At 62.3% G+C, this 18,700-nt stretch carries 14 protein-coding genes; 8 read left to right on the top strand and 6 right to left on the bottom strand.

The window, feature by feature from the left end; all coding sequences use genetic code 11:
• A partial coding sequence (locus AB1792_04050) for a GAF domain-containing protein (GenBank protein MEW5701383.1) occupies nucleotides 1-836 on the bottom strand: 836 nt, incomplete at its 3' end.
• 321 nt (nucleotides 837-1,157) lie between these two features.
• On the opposite strand from AB1792_04050, the gene AB1792_04045 reads away from it, so the two are divergent.
• Nucleotides 1,158-1,385, top strand: a complete 228-nt coding sequence (locus AB1792_04045; protein MEW5701382.1) for a DUF5668 domain-containing protein — start codon at nucleotides 1,158-1,160, stop codon at nucleotides 1,383-1,385.
• A gap of 132 nt (nucleotides 1,386-1,517) precedes the next feature.
• Here the strand turns inward: AB1792_04045 and AB1792_04040 are convergent, their stop codons facing one another.
• Nucleotides 1,518-2,996 carry a hypothetical protein gene (locus AB1792_04040; protein MEW5701381.1) on the bottom strand — a complete coding sequence of 493 codons (1,479 nt, stop codon included), beginning with the start codon at nucleotides 2,994-2,996 and terminating at the stop codon, nucleotides 1,518-1,520.
• Between the two features lie 190 nt (nucleotides 2,997-3,186).
• Between AB1792_04040 and AB1792_04035 the strand changes: the two genes are divergently transcribed.
• Complete coding sequence (locus tag AB1792_04035) at nucleotides 3,187-4,542, top strand: VCBS repeat-containing protein (GenBank protein ID MEW5701380.1); 1,356 nt, start codon at nucleotides 3,187-3,189, stop codon at nucleotides 4,540-4,542.
• A 170-nt stretch (nucleotides 4,543-4,712) separates the two neighbouring features.
• On the opposite strand, the gene AB1792_04030 is transcribed toward AB1792_04035, so the two are convergent.
• Both AB1792_04030 and AB1792_04025 read right to left on the bottom strand, forming a co-directional pair.
• Entirely contained in the window at nucleotides 4,713-6,884 is a 2,172-nt protein-coding gene (locus tag AB1792_04030; protein ID MEW5701379.1) for a dehydrogenase E1 component subunit alpha/beta, read from the bottom strand.
• A 427-nt stretch (nucleotides 6,885-7,311) separates the two neighbouring features.
• The gene (locus AB1792_04025) at nucleotides 7,312-8,343 is read right to left on the bottom strand and encodes a GTPase (protein ID MEW5701378.1); all 1,032 of its coding nucleotides are present in this window, start codon (nucleotides 8,341-8,343) and stop codon (nucleotides 7,312-7,314) included.
• Between the two features lie 300 nt (nucleotides 8,344-8,643).
• On the opposite strand from AB1792_04025, the gene AB1792_04020 reads away from it, so the two are divergent.
• From AB1792_04020 to AB1792_04005, 4 genes are all read left to right on the top strand, one after another.
• On the top strand, nucleotides 8,644-9,714 hold the full coding sequence (locus AB1792_04020; protein ID MEW5701377.1) for a hypothetical protein: 1,071 nt from the start codon (nucleotides 8,644-8,646) through the stop codon (nucleotides 9,712-9,714).
• A gap of 344 nt (nucleotides 9,715-10,058) precedes the next feature.
• Nucleotides 10,059-11,663: a hypothetical protein gene (locus AB1792_04015; protein ID MEW5701376.1), complete on the top strand. Its 1,605-nt coding sequence runs from the start codon at nucleotides 10,059-10,061 to the stop codon at nucleotides 11,661-11,663.
• A gap of 520 nt (nucleotides 11,664-12,183) precedes the next feature.
• Entirely contained in the window at nucleotides 12,184-12,342 is a 159-nt protein-coding gene (locus AB1792_04010) for a hypothetical protein (protein MEW5701375.1), read from the top strand.
• A 104-nt stretch (nucleotides 12,343-12,446) separates the two neighbouring features.
• Entirely contained in the window at nucleotides 12,447-12,917 is a 471-nt protein-coding gene (locus AB1792_04005) for a response regulator (GenBank protein MEW5701374.1), read from the top strand.
• A 172-nt stretch (nucleotides 12,918-13,089) separates the two neighbouring features.
• On the opposite strand, the gene AB1792_04000 is transcribed toward AB1792_04005, so the two are convergent.
• A complete protein-coding gene (locus tag AB1792_04000; protein MEW5701373.1) occupies nucleotides 13,090-14,154 on the bottom strand; it encodes a hypothetical protein in 1,065 nt (354 codons plus the stop codon).
• Nucleotides 14,155-14,568: 414 nt separating this feature from the next.
• On the opposite strand from AB1792_04000, the gene AB1792_03995 reads away from it, so the two are divergent.
• Both AB1792_03995 and AB1792_03990 read left to right on the top strand, forming a co-directional pair.
• Nucleotides 14,569-15,033 (top strand): prepilin-type N-terminal cleavage/methylation domain-containing protein, encoded by a 465-nt coding sequence (locus AB1792_03995; protein ID MEW5701372.1) that lies wholly within the window; start codon nucleotides 14,569-14,571, stop codon nucleotides 15,031-15,033.
• A gap of 294 nt (nucleotides 15,034-15,327) precedes the next feature.
• Entirely contained in the window at nucleotides 15,328-15,753 is a 426-nt protein-coding gene (locus AB1792_03990) for a prepilin-type N-terminal cleavage/methylation domain-containing protein (protein MEW5701371.1), read from the top strand.
• Nucleotides 15,754-16,027: 274 nt separating this feature from the next.
• On the opposite strand, the gene leuS is transcribed toward AB1792_03990, so the two are convergent.
• Nucleotides 16,028-18,559 (bottom strand): leucine--tRNA ligase, encoded by a 2,532-nt coding sequence (gene leuS / locus AB1792_03985; protein ID MEW5701370.1) that lies wholly within the window; start codon nucleotides 18,557-18,559, stop codon nucleotides 16,028-16,030.
• Nucleotides 18,560-18,700: the final 141 nt, after the last annotated feature.

Below are 18,700 nucleotides of genomic sequence, written 5' to 3'. Positions count from 1 at the left end.
GCCGCTTCCACCTGGCGTTGGAGCCGTGCCTCGGCCACGACCGCGGCGACATAGTCGGCCGCGGCATGGAGACGTCGCGCCCGATCATCATCGAAACGGGATTCCACCTGATCGGCGAGGACGATGACACCGAGGCGGTGCTTTTCCTGTGGGCCCGATGCTCCCGGTGCTCCTCCCGCCCCAGTCAGCAGGGGGAGTCCCAGGATCGAACGGTATCCTTCCGCCTCCCACTCCGGGAAGAACAAGCGAATCTCCTCAACGCGTGAGAAGACTCTCGCCTTGCTCGTGTGGGCCAAGCGATCAAAGCCGGTGCCGCTGCCGCGCACCGATTCTGTCTGCTTGCGGAACGCCTGCGACATCCCGGCGGCTCCGGTCAGGACCCACTCCCGGCCGGCGGGGTTGTACAACCACAGTCCTCCGGCCGCAGCGCCGGAGGCACGCACCATTTCCTTCAAGGCGAAATCGAGGACTTCCAGGAACGCGTAGGCGCCGCCGGCGACCTCACGCAACGTGTCGAACAAATCGTATCCGGCGCGGACATCTTCGAGCTGACGCCGTTCACGCGCCAGATCATGCAACCGTTCGATCGAGCCGGCGAGAACGAGAGCCAGGCCCAGCCCTCCGGCCATGGCCGAGGACAACGGCAGGATCCAGCCGCTGTCGGACCAGTACGCCGCCAACGCCGCCAATCCGCCCAGCAAGGACAGTACCAGACCTGTGTAGACTTTGCGCCAACCGAGGAATCCCAAAGTCCAGAATCGCTCATGCGCGCGGAAGGCATACACGAGCAGAGAAGCGGTGACCGCTGTCTGGATCAAACCAAAGGCGAGATTCATGTTTTGCTCCCGTCGTGCGACAAGACGTCTGACGTAGTAACCGTGACGCGGGAATGTCCCGCGGCAACCCGAAGAAACACATCGTGATAATGGTGTCAAGCGAAATGAGCGCGGGAAGCCAGGTCGGCCGTGGGAGCGACGACCTGTAATTACTTCGACGATTGTGAGTTATGTGGGCCGTCCAGGCTCCGGTTTGACCGGCCGCGAAGAGCGCCCATGGGGTGTGCTTTTTTCGCACTTTGGAGTCGCTGGACTCGTCTGATATATTTGTGGGGATTAGGTTATGACCCCTGACGCCATCAGAGGACGAAGATGAACGACATGACCGGTACGAGGGAAAAGGCGCCCAAAGTCAAGCGCGCCCCGGTGACGGGCGGGGTCATTTTGACCGGGATCGGGTTGGTGTTTCTCCTCAGCAACTTCGGAGTCATTCCCAACATCGGACGCAGTTGGCCGCTGATCCTGATCGTGGTTGGTGTGGCGCTGCTCGCTGGTGCTCTGACCGAATGCCGGCCCAAGAACTCTTCTTCCGTGCCGCCGGGTGTCTGACGTCGGCATGGCGCGCGGTTCACCTGCCGTCCTCGGCGAATCTTTCATTCTGTGGTACGATTACTGCGCCACATGCGCGCGATCTTTGATCGTGGGCACGCTGTAGTGTGATGCGCGATTCGTCTTGAGGACCTACGGCCAGCAGTGGGAGGCCGGGGGAAACGTCGCCCCGCGGAAGACAACTTCGATCAAATTGACAACATCGGTGATCGAGAACTGCCGGTCGAAGTCGAGATCGCCCGACCAGTACGGGACCGGCTTCAGAGTGGAGCCGCGAAAGACAAACCCGATCAATTGCACGACATCGACGACGGAGTATTCCCCATCGTTGTTGACATCGCCGACCAGATAGCTCGGCTGCAGGTTGGCGGTCCACAGGCCGGACGGCAGAGTCGCAACGCTGTCGAGCGTCGCGTATCCCGCCCGTGAGACAGTCAGCCGGTTGGCGCCCAAGAGCGCGCTGTCGAGATCGAAGGCGCCGTGCGCATCAGTGAGAAACGTCGGTGAGCCGGGCAGGTCCGGTGCGGTGATCATGGTCCCGGCGGAGTCGGGGTCACCGTCGCAGAGCCCGACCTGCCCCATGAGTGGGAAGTAGTTCGCGGTCCGCACCAGCATGCTGTCTGTGGTGATGTTGACGCCATGGTCATAGGCGCGGACTTTGACCCACCAGTCGCCGTTGTTGAAGTTCTGAGTCTCCCACGAGCGGGCGGCGTCGGTCGCTTCCAGCAATGAGTCACCGTCGGTGTTGGTGACGATGATGTAGTAGCTGCGCGCGTCGTAGTCGCCGCGCGTGTCGTAGGTGGGATCGTCCTGATAGATGACGTTGACGTTCTCCGTGTAGTTCAGAACGCCCGTAAAGGCATAGGTAACAATCTCGCCGGTGGTCATCGTGTCGTTGCGGATTTCGTAGCTGACCTGGTCGGGAGTCAACTGCCACGTGAGGTGGGCCACGCGGTCCTGAATGTGCGCGATGACGTCGACGTCCCCCGACACGGTCGCGCCGGGGCCGTAGTAGGAGTGCGTGCCGTTGGGAAACAGCGCGAATTTCACGCCGCCGTTCACGATGCTGAATGTCGGTGGCGAATCATCATAGATCACGTCGAGTTCATCCATCGGGTTGCCGACGAACGCCCAGCCGGCCACCCAACCCCAGCCGCTGTCGCGGATCTTCACGAAGTGGCAATGGTGGAAACTGGCGACCGGCCACCAGACGATGTCGCCCAGATAGTCGCCGATGTTGACGTAGTCGCCCTCCATGAACGGGATCGTATTCGGATCGAGATGGGCATACAGCCACCCGTCGCAGGCGGCGTCATCGGCGGAGTCGCCGATCGCGATGCGCCAGTGCAGATCGGCCGAGGTCGTGAGAATCGCTTTCACGTACCCCGATTTGACCGCGTAGACATGCGAGTACGCCGGCTGCATGATGTCGATCCCGGGGTGCAGATACGGCGAGCCGCCGTACGACTGGTACTCCCCGTACGAATTGCCGATCGGCAACTGCTGATTGAAAGGGGCAAACGGCCAGGGAATGGCGAACGCGAAGGCCGCCACGCCGAGGACAAGCGTTGCAGCCGCGATGATGCGCCAGACGGGACGAATGTACATCATGGGGGGCTCACCAAGAGCCAACAGTCAACCGATCTAAGATAACTCAAATTCCCAAGAAGACCAGAGGGAAAAGCCGGAACCACGGAGGACCGATCTCCCCGTCCGACGTCGAAATCCCGTTGACAAGCGCCGCCATAAGGTTATCATAAACCGGTAGTTCGGTGTTCACAAGTCACAGAGGGAGGTGACCATGCGTGGGTCCGCGATTTCGCACGCGCTTGTGAGCGTTGTCGGAAGTGTGATCTGCTGCCTGTTCTGGCAGACGACAGTTGGCGCCCAGGGATTCTGTTTCGACCTTCCCCGCTCATTCATGGTGGGGAGCGACCCCGTTTCAATCTGCGCCGCCGACTTCGACGGCGATGGTGACGTCGACTTGGCCACCGCCGACATCAGCGACGACAGTATCTCAGTGCTCCGGAACGTCGGTGGTGGGGCCTTTGCTCCGGCAGTGATGTACCCCGTCGGGGATGCGCCGAGCTCGGTCGTTGCCGCCGACTTGGACGGCGATGGCGACGCCGATCTGGCGGTTGCCAACTTCCACGGTACGACCGTGTCGGTGCTGCGCAACAACGGGGACGGGGTGTTCGCAGCCGCAGAAGACCATGCGGCTGCCAATGCCCCACGCGCCGTCCTGGCCGCGGATCTCGACGGAGATACGGATGCCGATCTGGCCGTGGCCAACGGTGTCGGCACCGAGGTATCCGTGCTTCTGAATGACGGCAACGGGTCGTTCGCCGCACCGGTCCGTTACACGGCCCGCAATCACCCGCATGCCGTTGTCTCAGAGGATTGGGACATTGACGGCGACGCCGATCTGGCAGTGCTCAATGCGTACAACGACAATGTCTCGATTCTGGAGAACAGCGGCACTGGGACCTTCGCCGCGCCGGTGGACTACGCGTTCTGGGACGTCCCCTATTCCATCTTCGCCGCCGACTTGGATGGCGATGGTATCGCCGACATCGCCGTGGTCGATATCGGCCAAGAGACAGTCGCAGTGCTGTGGAACAACGGGGATGGGACCTTCGACCCCGGGCCCCAGTACGCCGTCGGCATCGACCCGGTGGCGGTCTTCGCCGCCGATCTGGACGGAGATGGTGATGCCGATCTGGCCGTCGCCAACGGGGTCAGCGACGATGTCTCCGTGCTGAAGAACAATGGCGACCGTACATTCGGCGCGCCTGAGAGCTTCACCGCCGGAAACTACCCATACGCTCTGTTCGCGGCGGATCTGGACGGGGATCACGACGCCGATCTGGCGGTGGCCGATCAACTGAGCGACCGTGTCTCGGTGCTGCTCAATAACACCTGCCGCTGTCACGGCGATCCGCAATGCGACGGTGTGGCCGATCTGCAGGATGTGGTCGTGACCGTGGGCGAAGCGTTTCGGGGCGAACCGCCGGCGATCGATCCGACCTGCGCGCGAATTCGCGCGGATGTGAATTGCGACGAGGTGACAACGGTGGTCGACGTCGTGAAGGCGGTGAATGTCGCCTTCCGCGGAGCCAATCCGACGACGGAATTCTGCAATCCGTGTGCACCGTAGGGGCGTGATTCATCACGCCCGCGAGGCGTGGCCGTGACCCTGCTCAGGGTCTGCTGACACCTCCACATATTGCCGCCGCTCTTGCAAACCCGGTCCAAGGTCCGGGCCACACATCATACAAGAGACAAGGGGCGGGGAAACTCCGCCCCTACAGAATATCGCCGGAGCGCTCAGTAGCCGATCAACGCGCGGACGGCCCGCTCGATGTCGTCATTCTGGGGCAGGATGACATCTTCCATCTCGGGGCCGTAGGAGACCGGGGTATCGAGGGCGCCGACGCGCCGCACCGGGGCGTCGAGTTGATCAAAGAGGTTCTCGGAAATCCAGGCGGCGATTTCGGCGCCGAAGCCCATGGTGCGCACATCCTCGTGCACGACCAGCACACGGCTGGTCTTCTTCACCGACTCGGCGACGAGGTTCTGGTCCCACGGGATGATCGTGCGCAGATCGATCAGCTCGACCTGGATGCCCTCGGTCGCAAGCTTCTGCGCCACGGCATTCGCCTTGAGCACCGTGGCGCCATAGGAGACCACGGTCAGATCATCACCGGCACGGACAATGCGTCCGCGTCCGAAGGGGATCGTGAAATCGGGACCAGGGTAGCGGCTCTTGAGGATCGGCTGACGATAGAGGCGTTTGTGTTCGAGAAACAGGACCGGATCGTCGCAGCGCAATGCGGTGCGCAAAAGTCCGATCGCATCGAGCGCGCTCGCTGGATACACAACCAGCAATCCCGGAAAATGCGCGAAGGTGCCCTCAATCGACTGTGAATGATACACCGCACCGGAACCCCCGAGATACCCGCCGGTCGCCACACGGATCACGGCGGGACAGGAGAAGCCGTTGAAGGAACGCCAGCGGATCTTGGCGGTCTCATCGACCAGTTGCATCATGGCCGGCCAGATATAGTCGGAGAACTGGACCTCGCCGACCGGCTTGAGCCCGCGTGTCGCCATCCCGGTGGCGGTGCCGACGATCGTCGCTTCGGCGAGCTGTGAGTTATAGACCCGCAGTGAGCCATACTCCTTCTGCAAGCCAATCGTGGCCTTGAACACCCCTCCCTTGCCGGGAACTTTGTCCAAAAGCTCGTCTTGGCCGACATCGGCGACATCCTCGCCGAACACCACGATGGCGGGATTGCGGGCCATCTCGTCGTGAAGTGTCTTGTTGATCCCCTGAATCATGGTCAGGTCGCCGCCTTCAAACTGCGGCTCGGCCGCGAATCGATCGGACGTCGGATCGACAGTCGGTGAGGTCACGTACCAGGTCGCGGTCTTGGCCTCCGGACGTGGCGCGGTCAGTGCCGCCTGTGCCCCGGCTTCGATTTCGGCGTCGACCTGCTGCCGGATCGTCGCCAATTGCGCCTCGGTGGCGACGCCGTGCTCGATCAGATAGCGGGGGAAGCTCTTCAGCGTGTCATGTTCCGATTCCGCCTCGCGCATTTCGGGGGTCTTGTACATCCGATCATCATCGGATTCCGAGTGCGAGTAGGGACGGATCACGTGGGCATGTATAAGCGCCGGCTTGCGCTCGACCCGCAACCGGGTCTGCAACCCCTGAAATGCCCGGTAGCAGGCCACCGGGTCGGTACCGTCGACCTCGACGATCTCCAATAGACCCTGGTCGACCAGGCCGCCCAGCAGTTTCGAGATCGATCCGCCGGCGGTCTGTTGCGACTTGGGCACGGAGATGGCATACCCGTTGTCCTCGATCACGAACAGCACCGGCAATTGCCCATGCTTGGTGACAAGGCAGGCGGCATTGATCGCCTCGAAGAACTCTCCCTGCGAGGTGGTGCCGTCACCGCCGGTCACAATCGTGATTTCCTCGGAGTGATAGGGAATCATCTCCGATGTGATCGCCGGATTGTGCGCCATGTACCGCCCGGCCTGCGCGCACCCGACCGCCTGCAGGAACTGTGTGCCGGTGCAAGACGATCTTGTGACCGCATGGAGGCGCGGGATCGACCAGTGCGATGGCATCTGGCGCCCGCCGGACGACGACTCTGCGGCGCCGACGGCATCGAGGAGCATCTGCGCCGGTGTGTAACCCAGCGTGAGCATCAGGGCGCGATCGCGATAGTAACAATACAGCCAGTCGATCCCAGGACGTACCGTCAATCCCAGCGCCGCCAGCACCGCCTCGTGCCCCGCCCCGGAGATCTGGAAGTAGACACGCGATTGGGTCTTGAGTTTGCGCTCCATGTCGTCGACGCGCCGCGACGCGTAGATCCAGCGATACAGATTGAGCAGTTGTTCGGACGTCAACGGGTCGGCCGTGTCGGCGGCCTCGGGCACGAGGGCCCGTTTGGGACGTGCGCTCGATGTGGTCGTTGGGTTCATTGATCAATCCTGTGTGTCAATCGGAACCAAGAACGTGGAACAATCAGGTACACCTTACCTTATCGTCCGATCGGCCATTCCGCAAGATGAATTTCGTGTTCATTTTGGCCGGGGCCGGGGCCGTGCTGTTCTCTGGTTCAACAGCAAAGGCGGCAAGGTGTTCCCAGGATCATTCGAATGCGGAGGCCTCTGTGGGACTCGAAGGAGGGCAGACATTCCTGTCTGCCCGGACAGGCAGGAATGCCTGTCCTCCTTACGTCCGCACAAGTCAGAACAGGCACTTCAAGACCAGCGTGCGACCGGTCGGAGCGCTGTAGGGGCCGTTCGCGAACGGTCGGTCTGCTCCGGCATCGGCGGGTGCGTCGCGATGCTCCCCCACACCCAATCGCATATCGCTCGCCCGTGCAGCCGGCACGGACATGTCGCGTCACACATGGAACTCCAGCACATCCCCCTCCTGCAGCACGTGGTCGGCGATCACGCGTTGGCCCTCGAGGGCGGACTTCGTCCCGGTCCAGATGCGCGCGTACTGGAGTTTCTCGGCAAAATCCTTGTGGATGGCGCGGGCGGCATCGGCGACCGTGGCGCCCGGTGACAACAAGATCGGATCATCGCGGTCCGGCGGGTGCCCGGGCGCTTTGCTGTAGACCCGGATCAGGTGCAGCGAGGCGAATCCGGCGCCGAGAAATTCACTCAATCCCGTTCTTTCCGGGATCGACACCGGCCAGATCGAGACGCCACTGCCGACACGGTCGCGCAACAGTTCGAGTCGGGTCATGGCATCGGGACGGTCCAGCCCGGTGGCCATGATCATCGTCGGCCTGGCCAACGCCGTCGGCCAGCGCGGGTCGGGATCAACCAGACCCTCCAGACGCACCTTCCCCTCATGCACGCGGTTGACGACATAGTCCAACTCGTCCAGCAGGTCATCGTCGCCGAGTGACACGACCAACACAGCGACATCGCCGGTGCGGATGATGTTGAAGACATAGGTCTCGCAGAATTCGGGCGCAATCGAAGGGGTGTCGACCAGTTGCAGTTGCACATTCTCCCAGCGGGCCATCCCCGGCTGGGGTTTGCGGGTGCCGAACGGCCACTCGGTGACCTCGACATGGGCGTGGGTCAGCGCCCCGAGGATGCTGGTCTTGCCGCCATTGGGTGGGCCAAAGAGGACGAACTGCCCCGCCCCCTCACGGGGGATGTGGTCGGGGGCCGTGTGGCGCACAGCGCCCGACTTGCGCGCCCCTTCCAGTTGTGCCTTCAGCTTGGAAATCTTGGCTTTCAGCTCGCCTTGCAGATGATCGGTCCCTTTGTGCTTGGGGATTTCGGCGAGCATCTGCTGGAGGAGCTCCAGCCGCCGCTTGTTGTCCCGTTCGCGGCGGTACTCCTCCTCGAGCTTGATGTATTGCGGCGGCAGATTGGCGGGCATGGCGTCGGGCTCCGCGAAACAACCGGACATCTGTAAGATATGCCCTGTCAATGTGTTGGGCAAGCGCGGGTCGCGCGCGCCTGCCACCTCGCCTCCCACCGTGGTGGCGCGGGCAAAATGCGACCGATTTCATCTTGTCATGTTTCCCTTGACATACGCGCCCCGGCCAATAGAATAACAGTGGGTCGACATCTTGGTCTTGCCGCCGCCACACGGCGGTGCGTTCAGCGTGTTGAAATCGGAAGCGACCGGATTCACGGGCGAAGATGTCCCATCCGTCCGGTTCTCCATTGTCTTCGGTCAAGCCAAGCGGGGGCAGGGAGGAGTTGAATGATGAGCGTCAGAGGCGTGCGCATCGGACTTGCCATCGGAGTGGCATTCATGAGTGTCCTTTTCGTTCCACAGGAAAGCGCCGGCTGGTTCATGCAGGCGGCAACGGGGGTGAAGCACGTTCCCACGTCAACCAATTACGCCGCGTGCGTGGACTACAAGGCCTGTCCGGGCCCTGTGTGGTGCTACAGCCACTACCACGACGGCGACGGGGTGTGCCGCGGCATGGCTTATGCCGCCATGTGGTGGTACGTAAATCTCCTGTGGCCCGACAGGTTTGTCCTGAAGAAGTGGACCTGGACTTGGGACCCCCGCTGTTCTGATGGATACAGACCATACGCGTGCGCGGTTCACATCATGACCAGGCCTGCGCCGCAGGGGCCCTCGGTTGAGGGGATGCCCGCCAGCGCAGATTCGGTGGTTCCCCCCGAGCCACCTCCGGTCCGAGGGGATACGCTGACCGTCGCATATGTCGATGCGATCTCTGTCGACATGACCCCGGATAGCTTCTACACCTTCTTTGATTCCGCCTCGTTTCTGCAGGTGTATTTGGATAACATCCTTCCCGGGGACTCAGCCGTCGCGCAATGGAGGCTCATTGCCAACGGAGATACAAGCCGAGTCCGGCTTGTGGGTCATGTCCTGTGGGATACCTCGCACAGTGTGATCCCGACCATGACAAGACTCTTCACCGGATTGCCATACACACTGACGCCATTCCCCAATGGGGCCTACGCTTTGAGCTTCGGCATGGTGCAGGTCGCCGCCCGGGGTACGGTCGAGGAGTCCGACTTGGAGATCATCGTGGGCGAAGGGGGTCGTCTCGCCTGCGACTGTCCATGCCATGGAGACCCGCAGTGCGACGGCGTGCCCAACGTACAGGATGTTGTCAAGACGATCGATGTCGCCTTCCGGGGGGTCGCCCCGGTCTTTGATCCGGCCTGCCCGCGGGAGCGGACTGACGTCACCTGCGACGGGACCACCAGTCTCACGGACGTGGTGCGGATTATCAACGTGGCCTTCCGGGGCGGCGATCCGGTGACAGAGTTCTGTGACCCTTGCGTCCAATGACGGCGGGCGAGGTTCTGCGCCCTAACCCGTGGAACCGGGCAAATCCTCGGGTTGCAGCCGGGTGCCCCACGGCTTGCCGTGGGTTATGCTCCGGAAGCGATTCCCACAGCAAGCTGTGGGGCACCGAGGAATCTTCCATGTACACGCCGGCTCAGTGGCCAGCTTCCCCGGGAATATTCCCCCGTCTGGGCAGTAATGGTCGTTGAAGGGCCCCGGTGCGGTCCGTGACAACTGCCGGGGGATTTCGCTTGACGGGCCGAACTGGGGGGGTCTATCATTGGTGTTCTTGGCGCCGACTTGACAAGTCTCGGCGCCGCAAAACGATAGGTGGAGGAAACCAGCTCATGATCCCGAAGTCCTTCCGGTGGTTCGCCCTTCTGGGCGTGGCGGCGATGGCGATCTCATTCTCCGGGTGTTTGATCGAGGGTCCGGCGAAACCGCCCGAGTACTACTCATACCTCCGAGTCCAGCCGGACTATGCCTTGGAAGCGGAACCGACGGGGAAGATCTATGAGATGTGGGCGATCAAGTTGGACTCCACCGCGACAGGGGGGTTCGTCTCCACGCCCCTCGTGCGCTTTCACTGGAATCCCGAACTCTACCTGGCGATCGGTCAAGACGGCGACACATTGCCCCTGACCACCTTCCCCGGCGTGGACGTCGGCGTGAACTTGGCAGAGTACTTTGCGCTCACGATGTCGATCGAACCGGTCAGTGATCCGAATCCGATTGGGCTAGATGGACCGATGTTCCTGGTGAACAACATCGATACTGCATACCCCACCAATCCGGTCACCATGTTCCACCCGTTCTTGATACCCTCTCTGTTCGGTCAGCAACCGAGCGCTCTGTATACACTGGTATCTCAATCGAACAAGAAAGGGAAAGTGGGCGTGGATTGGCGGGACGGGTCCGAAGGGTATGGTGTTTGGTTCTGTGCCCCGTCGATCCTGTCCAAGACAGTCTTTGACTATGAGGGCGCGTTCAACACTTACTCGCAGATCTTCGTCCCCCCGGCACCCGATTCACCGTTCACTTACACGATCTGGATCAATGCCGCCCACCCGGAGAGCTCCTGGTCGAACTTCGGACGGGTCTTCGACAGTCTGGAGCCGGACATCACCTTCATCGATGGCGTGCCGCAGCACCCGGACACGTTGAAAAAGAGTGTGAACGCTGTCCTGCACTTGGGAGAGGAGCCGATCTACATCGGAGGCACGCTGGTCGGTTACCGCTACTATTCCGGTGATTTCCGGGACACCTGTGATTTGCGCATCGACAATCCGGCACTGACGCGTTCCACGCGCGACAAGTTTGATTCGCTGGTGTTCGACGTGCAGGCGGTGACCCCAAGGCAGTTTACCCTGAGCCAAGGTGACACATCGATGGCCGGCACGATCGGGCTCCCGAACATCATCGACTTCAGAAACAGGCCTGAGTACATCGGGATCTTTGATGCTTGGGAGTACGAGGCGTGGCTGGTCTTTGACAAGAGCACCGGCATCAAGCCGCTGTCCATGGGACGCTTTGCGAATCCGAACGATTACGACAGCGACAACAGATACTGCTATACGGCCGGCTATGACTCCAACTTCGCCTTCCCCGGTGAGGACTTCCTGCGCAATCTGTCCCAGCATGATCCGCAGTTGACCGATTCGATCAATGTCATCACCGATCCACGGGTGAAGAAGCTCTGGATCACGATCGAGCCGCGCCATGACCCGGCCAATGGGTACGTCGACTGGGCGCCCGACGAACCGTTTATGCAGATGATCGCTATGTCGGCGTGGTTCCCGAACTCAGCGCAATTCGTTCCCGACAACAACGGCGTGCTGCCCGATGCGACCCGGCCGATGTCACCCCTCGATCGGAATCCCGGTCCGGAGAGCTTGAACGAAGGGCATTACTGGCCGACAGCGCGGGTCACGTTCAATCGGCCGACGGAGTAGGCCGGCTGACATAGGTGCCTCGGACGGCGCTCCCCAACAGGGGCGCCGTTCTTCGTTCTTGGGCGCGGGGGTCCGAAGACTCTCCCACAGAATGAGCGGGCGAAAGAGCTCCCTCACCCGATCCGTCCTCCGGACGGATCGACCTCTCCCGGAGGGAGAGGTTACATGTCTAACCTCCCCCTCCGGGGGAGGTCGCCCGCCTCCGGCGGGCGGGTGAGGGAATTCGCGTGCAAGGGAAGGACATCCGTTGTCAGATCATCTCGCCTTCAGAGTCCCACTTACGCTGTGGGCCAAGCTCTGTCGCCCCTTCGGGGCTCGCTTCGGACGGAACTTGGGTTCACGACGATGCAAGACCGTGCGCAATCGCATCCCTGCCACGACCAAGACAAGGGTTGGTGCGTGGCGGGATGCCGGGGAATCGTTTGTGAAACAGCGCGTTACGTCATCGGGCGCAAGCCGTACTTCAGGCACCGGGGTTGCGTTGGCTCCCTTCGGGCTGGTGCCCAAGAAGGGAGCATCGATGAACCGCTATCGCTCACACCGTGGCCTGCTGCATGGGACCGAATCCCGTGCCGATCGCACCACGATCTGGTTGCTGGTCCTGGTTCTGGTGGGTTGTGCCTTGGCGCTGACATTCGGCGAGGCCGAAGGGGCCGAGCTGATTTCGACTCTTCTGTAAGACGGCCGGATTGGCGACCTCCCCCCTGCCGGCTGAGACCTCGCTGTGCTTCCCTCCCGTAGTCCCGCCCCGGTCACACGGGGCGGTTTCCATTGGCGGTGTGAGTGCCACTGCGGACTGCCCAGAAGACCATCGCGGCAATTGCCGATATAGTAAGTGTGACGACCTCAGGCAGAACGACCCTCGCCACGAAGACCGTGCTCGTGGTGGAAAACCACGACGAGGTCCGGGATTTGATTGCCCGGATGGTCACGTTGCAAGGGTGGCAGCCGGTGAAGGCGGCTTCTGTCGCCGAAGGTTTGGAGTGCCTGCGGCGCGGGCACATCGATGCCATCATTGCCGATTGGCAGCTCAACGACGGTGACAGCGCCGCCCTCCTTCAGGAAGCGCGGGGCGGGCCCCCGCATGCGGCGATCCCGGCGGTCGTTGTGTCCAGTTACGCCTCACCTCAGATGCGCCGGGAGGCGCAGTCCGCCGGGGCTCTCGACCTGCTGGAAAAACCGTTCCGCTTTCAGCATCTGGTCCAGATCCTGGAATCGGTCGCTGCCGGATCGCCCGGTCCGGTGACGGTCTGACTCACCTGTCCATCTCCGAGGTCATGGCCGAAAGAGCTCCCTCACCCGCCCGCCGGAGGCGGGCGACCTCTCCCGGTGGGAGAGGTTAGACGGGGTGAATGCCCTGCACTCACCGGGGCCATCGTGGACAGGGGGCTTTCAGCCCCCTGATGGTGGGTGCAGAGCACCCACCCTACCGTGGGGCGAAGGCCGGGTAGTAGTCGTTGCCGCCGGAGGTGAGGCGTTGGGGACGCTGTGTCCCTTCGCTGTCGACGACGTAGATGAAGCCGTCGATGGTCGCAAACAGGAGCCATTTTGAGTCGGGCGACCAAGAGACCTGTCCCTGCATGGGGACAATGCGGTCGGTCTTGGCGAAGATCTTCTTCTTGGCTCCTGTGTCGGGGGACATGATGTAGATCCCGCCGTCGGTCTTGACCGAGCTGACATAGGCGATCCACTGGCCGTTGGGGGACCATGTCGGCACGGCGACATCCGGGGCCCGCTTCGCCTGTGCTTCCAATTCGGCCTCGGTGGCGGTGATCCCGGTGATGGGTGCAATCACCAGGCCGGCCAACTGCAAAGGTGACCCGCCGCCCGCAGATTGTATTTGCGACGCGTCGACCACCTTGGGCTCCTCTTGTGTTCGTTTGCAGTAGACAAAGGCGATGCGCGTGCCATCGGGCGACCAGGCGGGATCAACCCCCTGGCACTCGCCGGGCTTGGCGCCCTGGCGCGTCAGGCGATGGACTTCGGTGCCGTCGAGGTTGGAGTATTCGATCTGGTAGTCGGGCAACTCGGCATCGACCTGGTTGGCGTTCATGTCCCGGGTGTACACGATGTACTTGCCGTCGGCGGACCAGTCGGGGGACCGGGAGCCATGGTTCCATGTGATCCACCGCCAATACCCTTCACGCGTCGAGTCCACCTCGGCGCGGAACAGATCATACAAGCGCCGCGCACCGCCCCCGCCATCCGGGAGCTGGTACTGGTTTTCACCGGAGCGCGACCAGGCCAGTTGACGCCCGTCGGGGGACCACGTCAGTCTCCCTTGCACGTTGCCGAACGACCGCCATGCCTTCTGCTCAGAGCCGTCGCCCTTCATCAAATGGATGTTCTTGTCGCGCACGAAGGCGATCCGCCACGGCAGCTTCATGGGCCGGGCATCATACTGCCCCTGCGCCCAGGTGAACAGCGGTGCCGCGACAAGCGCGGCGATGAAGAGAGAGGCACCGGCAACAAGCCGACGTGGGAGCTTCATCTGCATCGTCCTTTCCTGACGTGACATGATCGTCTGCACCATCGGTCGTTATACACCGATTATCGGCGGCGACCGCCACGCCAATCTACCGCCTCAGAGCCCCGGAGGCAACGCGTCGGCGCCGTCGAGCGTGCCGGGCTCGGAGTCAGCACGCTTCGACTGGGCTTTGCATTCTGCAAAGGCACAGGCAAAAAGACACCGCTCCCGGGGGCGACGCGGCACTGCGGCAGGGCGTCCGATGCCTCTATCCCTATGACGGATCGCCGATTCGGCCATTCCGTTGCGTCCGGCCCGCAACTTGATACGGAACGGGTGATAAGTGGTGATAGTGGGCGCGGCGCTGGTTCTGCCGATAGATCACAGGGGTCTGGAAGGGGCGCGGCCATGATGAATTGTCACGGGACAGGCGGAGTGATGGACATTCCAGGGTGCGGGCGCAGTGCCCGCAGCAGGCGCAGCACGTCCGGATTCACGTTGATCGAGTTGATGATCGTCCTGGTGATCATCGGGATTCTGGCCGCCCTGGCGATTCCGCGATTCATGACCGCCGCCGTCCGCACCAAACAGGCTGAAGCCAAGGCAATCCTCAAACAGATCTACGTTCAACAGCGCGCGTACCGGCAGTACTATGAGAATTACTTCATCCCCGCCGGCGTGGCCGATGCCGCGAATCCAAACACATTCATGAAGATCACGGTCCAGATTACTCTGCCCGCCCGGTACACGTATACGATCACGTCCAGCGACGGCGGCTTCTCCGACTTCCTGGCCACCGCTTCCGTCGCTGCACCCGGTCTCGACGATGATCCCGCGCCCGACATCTGGACGATCGATGATGGGGGCGTCCTGACCCCGGTGTCGGACGATTCCCAACTCTGAGTCGGGCGGTCCGGCAAAATGCGAATGCCAAGGCAAAATCCGAGGACCAAAGGCATGAAAAACCGGTATCTCTCAAGGCTTCAGCCGCTGTGCAATCTTTATGCACGACCCTTAACTCATCCGCCGGCAATGTGCTGGCACGGTGCCCCGGAGTCGTCCGCGTCGCTCCGACGCCATCGGCATTCCCTTTGCCGTACACGTGGCCCGTGGAGCGGAAGCAGGTTCCGGGGGTGTGTGGCGATAGAGAGCCGGAGAGTCTGACACAGTAGAAAACCAATCAAGGAAGGAGGCGCAATGTTCTCGAGACTTCACCGTACCAACAAAGGCTTCACCCTGATCGAACTCATGATCGTGGTGGTCATCATCGGGATTCTGGCCGCTCTGGCAATTCCCCGGTTCATGGCGGCCACATCCAAGTCGAAGACCTCAGAGGCGAAGCAGATCCTGAAGCAGATTTACGTCATGGAGCGTGCCTACCGGCAGGAGTATGACACGTATTGGGGCAACGGCATCACCGCCGATGCCACCAACGGCAACAACTTCTCCCGTATCGGCGTTCAGGTCGGTGCCAGCGCCCGCTATTCGTATGCGATGGTCGCGGCGGCCACCACCTTCACCTGCACGGCGACGGCCAACATCGACGACGATGCCACGATCGACACCTGGACGATCGATCAAAACGGCACCTTGCTCAACACGGTCGACGACGCGACAACCTGATCGGGCAGCACTTGCGCGTGACTCCAGCGGCGCCCCGGACTCGGGGCGCCGCTTCCTGTTTGTGCCGGCCACCGGCACGGACCGAGGTCCGTGGCACGCAGTTGCCGCATCTTGTAGGGCGGGCTCTGCCCGCCAATCCGTCTCCACCAATCGAACCGCTCAGCTTGGGGACAGGGGGCTTCCAGCCCCCTGCGGGCACGGCGGGCCTTGCCCCTACAAGAGAACCGGAATGGGTTTGTGGGGGCGAAGCTCGTCTTCGCCCGGCTTCCTGACATCAACGAGAAGGGCGAATGACGAAGTTGATCAGGCGTCCGGGGACATAGACCTGTTTGATGCGGGTCCCCTGTAGATGGCTCTGGAGCTTGTCGTCACGCTCGGCAGAGGCGACCACAGCCGCTTCATCGGCATCGGCGGGAATAGTCAGTTGACCCCGGAGCTTGCCGTTGATTTGCACGGCGATGGTCATGGTCTCTGATGGCAGGGCGACCTCATCGACCAGCGGCCAACCGCTGCGGAAGATGCTGGTCCCCTTCCCAAGGGTTTCCCACCATTCCTCGGCCAGGTGCGGTATCAGTGGTGCCAACAAACGGACGACGGTGGCGGCGCAGACCGCACGCAGGGACGCCGATAGCTGCCCGCCGGAGCCGATCTCACCGACCAGTTCCATCACGGCGGCGGTGCAGGTGTTCATCTGCATGGCGGCGAAGTCGCGGTCGTACTTGCGGATTGTCTCGTGCAGCTTGCGGTAGACGACGCGCTCGGTCGCCGACAGCGCGGGCACATCGAAGCGCTGGTCGGGATCGAATGCGGCTTTGGCCACGGAGGCGGTGTCGCGCACGAGCCGGTCCACCTTCAGGAGAAAGCGTTCGATGCCGACCATCCCGGCCTCGCTCCAGAGCACTTCGCGGTCGGAGGGGGAAGCGAAAAACATCGTCAGACGCGCCGGATCGACACCGTGACGGGCAAAGAGGTCGAGCGGCGAGACGACGTTTCCCTTCGACTTCGACATCACCTGTCCGGCGGCATCGAGCACCATGCCGTGGTTGAACATGAAGGTCGCCGGTTCCTCCACGGTCAGCCAGCCGATGTCTTTGAGAAACTTCGTGAAGAAGCGGAAGTAGATCAGATGCCCCGTGGCGTGGGTGATCCCGCCGATGTAGCAGTCGATCGGCAACCAGGCAGCGGCCTTGTCCTTCGCCACCGGCGCGCGATCGTTCCGTGGATCCAGATAACGGAGGAAATACCATGATGAGCAGACGAATGTGTCCATCGTGTCCGGATCGCGTTGCGCCTGACCGTGGCATTGCGGACACTCGACGTTCATGAACTCCGGGACGTCCGCCAACGGGGACCGGCCCCGGGGCTGATAGTCGACCTCACCGCGCGGCAACAGCACCGGCAGATGGTCATCCGGAACGGGCAAGATGCCGCAGTGGTCACAGTGGATCATCGGGATCGGCGCCCCCCAATAGCGCTGCCGCGACACCAACCAGTCGGTGAGGTGAAACTGGGTCTGCGCTCGCCCGGTGCCGTTGCGCTCCAAGTGGGCGATGACGGCGTCGACACCGGCTTGGCCGACGAGACCATCGAACGGCCCGGAATTGACCATCATGCCGTACTCCGGTTCGGCGGCGGTCATCTCGTCGCCCGATGACGCACTCGCTCCGACTTGGATGACCCGACGCACCGGGAGTCCATACTTGCGCGCGAATTCAAAGTCGCGCTGATCGTGCGCCGGGACCGCCATCAAACATCCGGTCCCGTATCCGGCGAGGACATAGTCGGCCACCCAGAGGGGAATGCGCTCGCCGTTCACCGGGTTCGCGATCATGATGCCGGTGTCGACGCCGCTCTTCTCCTGCTCCATCATCCGGTCGACCATCAGCCGACCGGCCGCCTGGTGCGCGAAGGCGTCGACGGCCGCGCGATGGGATGAAGGAATCGGCAACGTGCGCAACAGCGGCGCATCGGGGGCGATAGCCATGAAGGTGACACCACAGATGGTATCTGGTCGGGTCGTGAAAACCGGAAGCTTGCTCCCGTCGGGAAGGCGAAACTCGATTTCGGCGCCCAGCGAACGCCCGATCCAGTTCCGCTGAAGGGTCTTGAGGTTCTCGGGCCAGCCGTGCAGCGCGTCGATGTCATCCAGAAGACGATCGGCGTACGCGGTGATCTTGAAAAACCATTGCGTCAGCGACTTTCTGGTGACCGGGTTGTGGCAACGCCAGCAGACGCCCCCGGCGGCCTGTTCGTTGGCCAACACGGTGCCGCACGACTCGCACCAGTTGACATCGGCCGACTTGCGATACGCCAGGCCGTGCCGGAACAACTGGATGAACATCCACTGTGTCCACTTATAATAGTCCGGCAGGCAGGAGTTGACCTCCCGCGACCAGTCGAACGAGATTCCGGCCCTGGCGAGCGTCGCCTTGGACTGGGCGATGTTGCCCAGTGTCCACTGCTCCGGGTGCATCCCGCGCTTGATCGCCGCCGCCTCGGCGGGCAGACCAAAGGCATCCCATCCGAATGGGTGCAGGACGTCGTACCCTTCCATCAACTTTCGGCGCGCGATGGCATCGGTGAGCGTGTAGTTGCGAAAGTGCCCCATGTGGATGTCGCCCGACGGATAGGCGAACATCGGCATGACGAAGTACTTCTTCCCCGGCCGGGGATACTCCGGCGCGCGAAAGAGCCCGATGTCCTCCCAGCGACGTTGCCATTTGGCCGACGGGTCGGAGACGCGGGGGTGGGGCGAGGTATCGGCCTCGGGCTGGTCGTTCGTGTCTATGTCTTTGCGCGTTGACATTGTGCCATCATAATCTGGGCACGGCAGGCCGTGCCCCTTGTATGTCGTTTCCGGTGTATTTTGTGAATGGTGGTTTTGTGGGCGTGACAGACCGTGTGCCCCTTGGGTATGGAACTCGTGTTGTAGCGAGGTCGTCACGCC

It is taken from the genome of Candidatus Zixiibacteriota bacterium, from assembly GCA_040752595.1.
In the GTDB taxonomy this organism is placed as follows: Bacteria; Zixibacteria; MSB-5A5; order WJJR01; family WJJR01; genus JACQFV01.
This window is presented reverse-complemented; position numbering and strand designations above follow the sequence as displayed.

Coding starts and splice junctions, on each gene's coding strand:
- AB1792_04035 (MEW5701380.1), top strand. CDS start 3,187: ATGCGTGGGTCCGCGATTTCGCACGCGCTTGTGAGCGTTGTCGGAAGT.
- AB1792_04030 (MEW5701379.1), bottom strand. CDS start 6,884: ATGAACCCAACGACCACATCGAGCGCACGTCCCAAACGGGCCCTCGTG.
- AB1792_04040 (MEW5701381.1), bottom strand. CDS start 2,996: ATGATGTACATTCGTCCCGTCTGGCGCATCATCGCGGCTGCAACGCTT.
- AB1792_04025 (MEW5701378.1), bottom strand. CDS start 8,343: ATGTCCGGTTGTTTCGCGGAGCCCGACGCCATGCCCGCCAATCTGCCG.
- AB1792_04015 (MEW5701376.1), top strand. CDS start 10,059: ATGATCCCGAAGTCCTTCCGGTGGTTCGCCCTTCTGGGCGTGGCGGCG.
- AB1792_03990 (MEW5701371.1), top strand. CDS start 15,328: ATGTTCTCGAGACTTCACCGTACCAACAAAGGCTTCACCCTGATCGAA.
- leuS (MEW5701370.1), bottom strand. CDS start 18,559: ATGTCAACGCGCAAAGACATAGACACGAACGACCAGCCCGAGGCCGAT.
- AB1792_04000 (MEW5701373.1), bottom strand. CDS start 14,154: ATGAAGCTCCCACGTCGGCTTGTTGCCGGTGCCTCTCTCTTCATCGCC.
- AB1792_04010 (MEW5701375.1), top strand. CDS start 12,184: ATGAACCGCTATCGCTCACACCGTGGCCTGCTGCATGGGACCGAATCC.
- AB1792_03995 (MEW5701372.1), top strand. CDS start 14,569: ATGGACATTCCAGGGTGCGGGCGCAGTGCCCGCAGCAGGCGCAGCACG.
- AB1792_04020 (MEW5701377.1), top strand. CDS start 8,644: ATGATGAGCGTCAGAGGCGTGCGCATCGGACTTGCCATCGGAGTGGCA.
- AB1792_04045 (MEW5701382.1), top strand. CDS start 1,158: ATGACCGGTACGAGGGAAAAGGCGCCCAAAGTCAAGCGCGCCCCGGTG.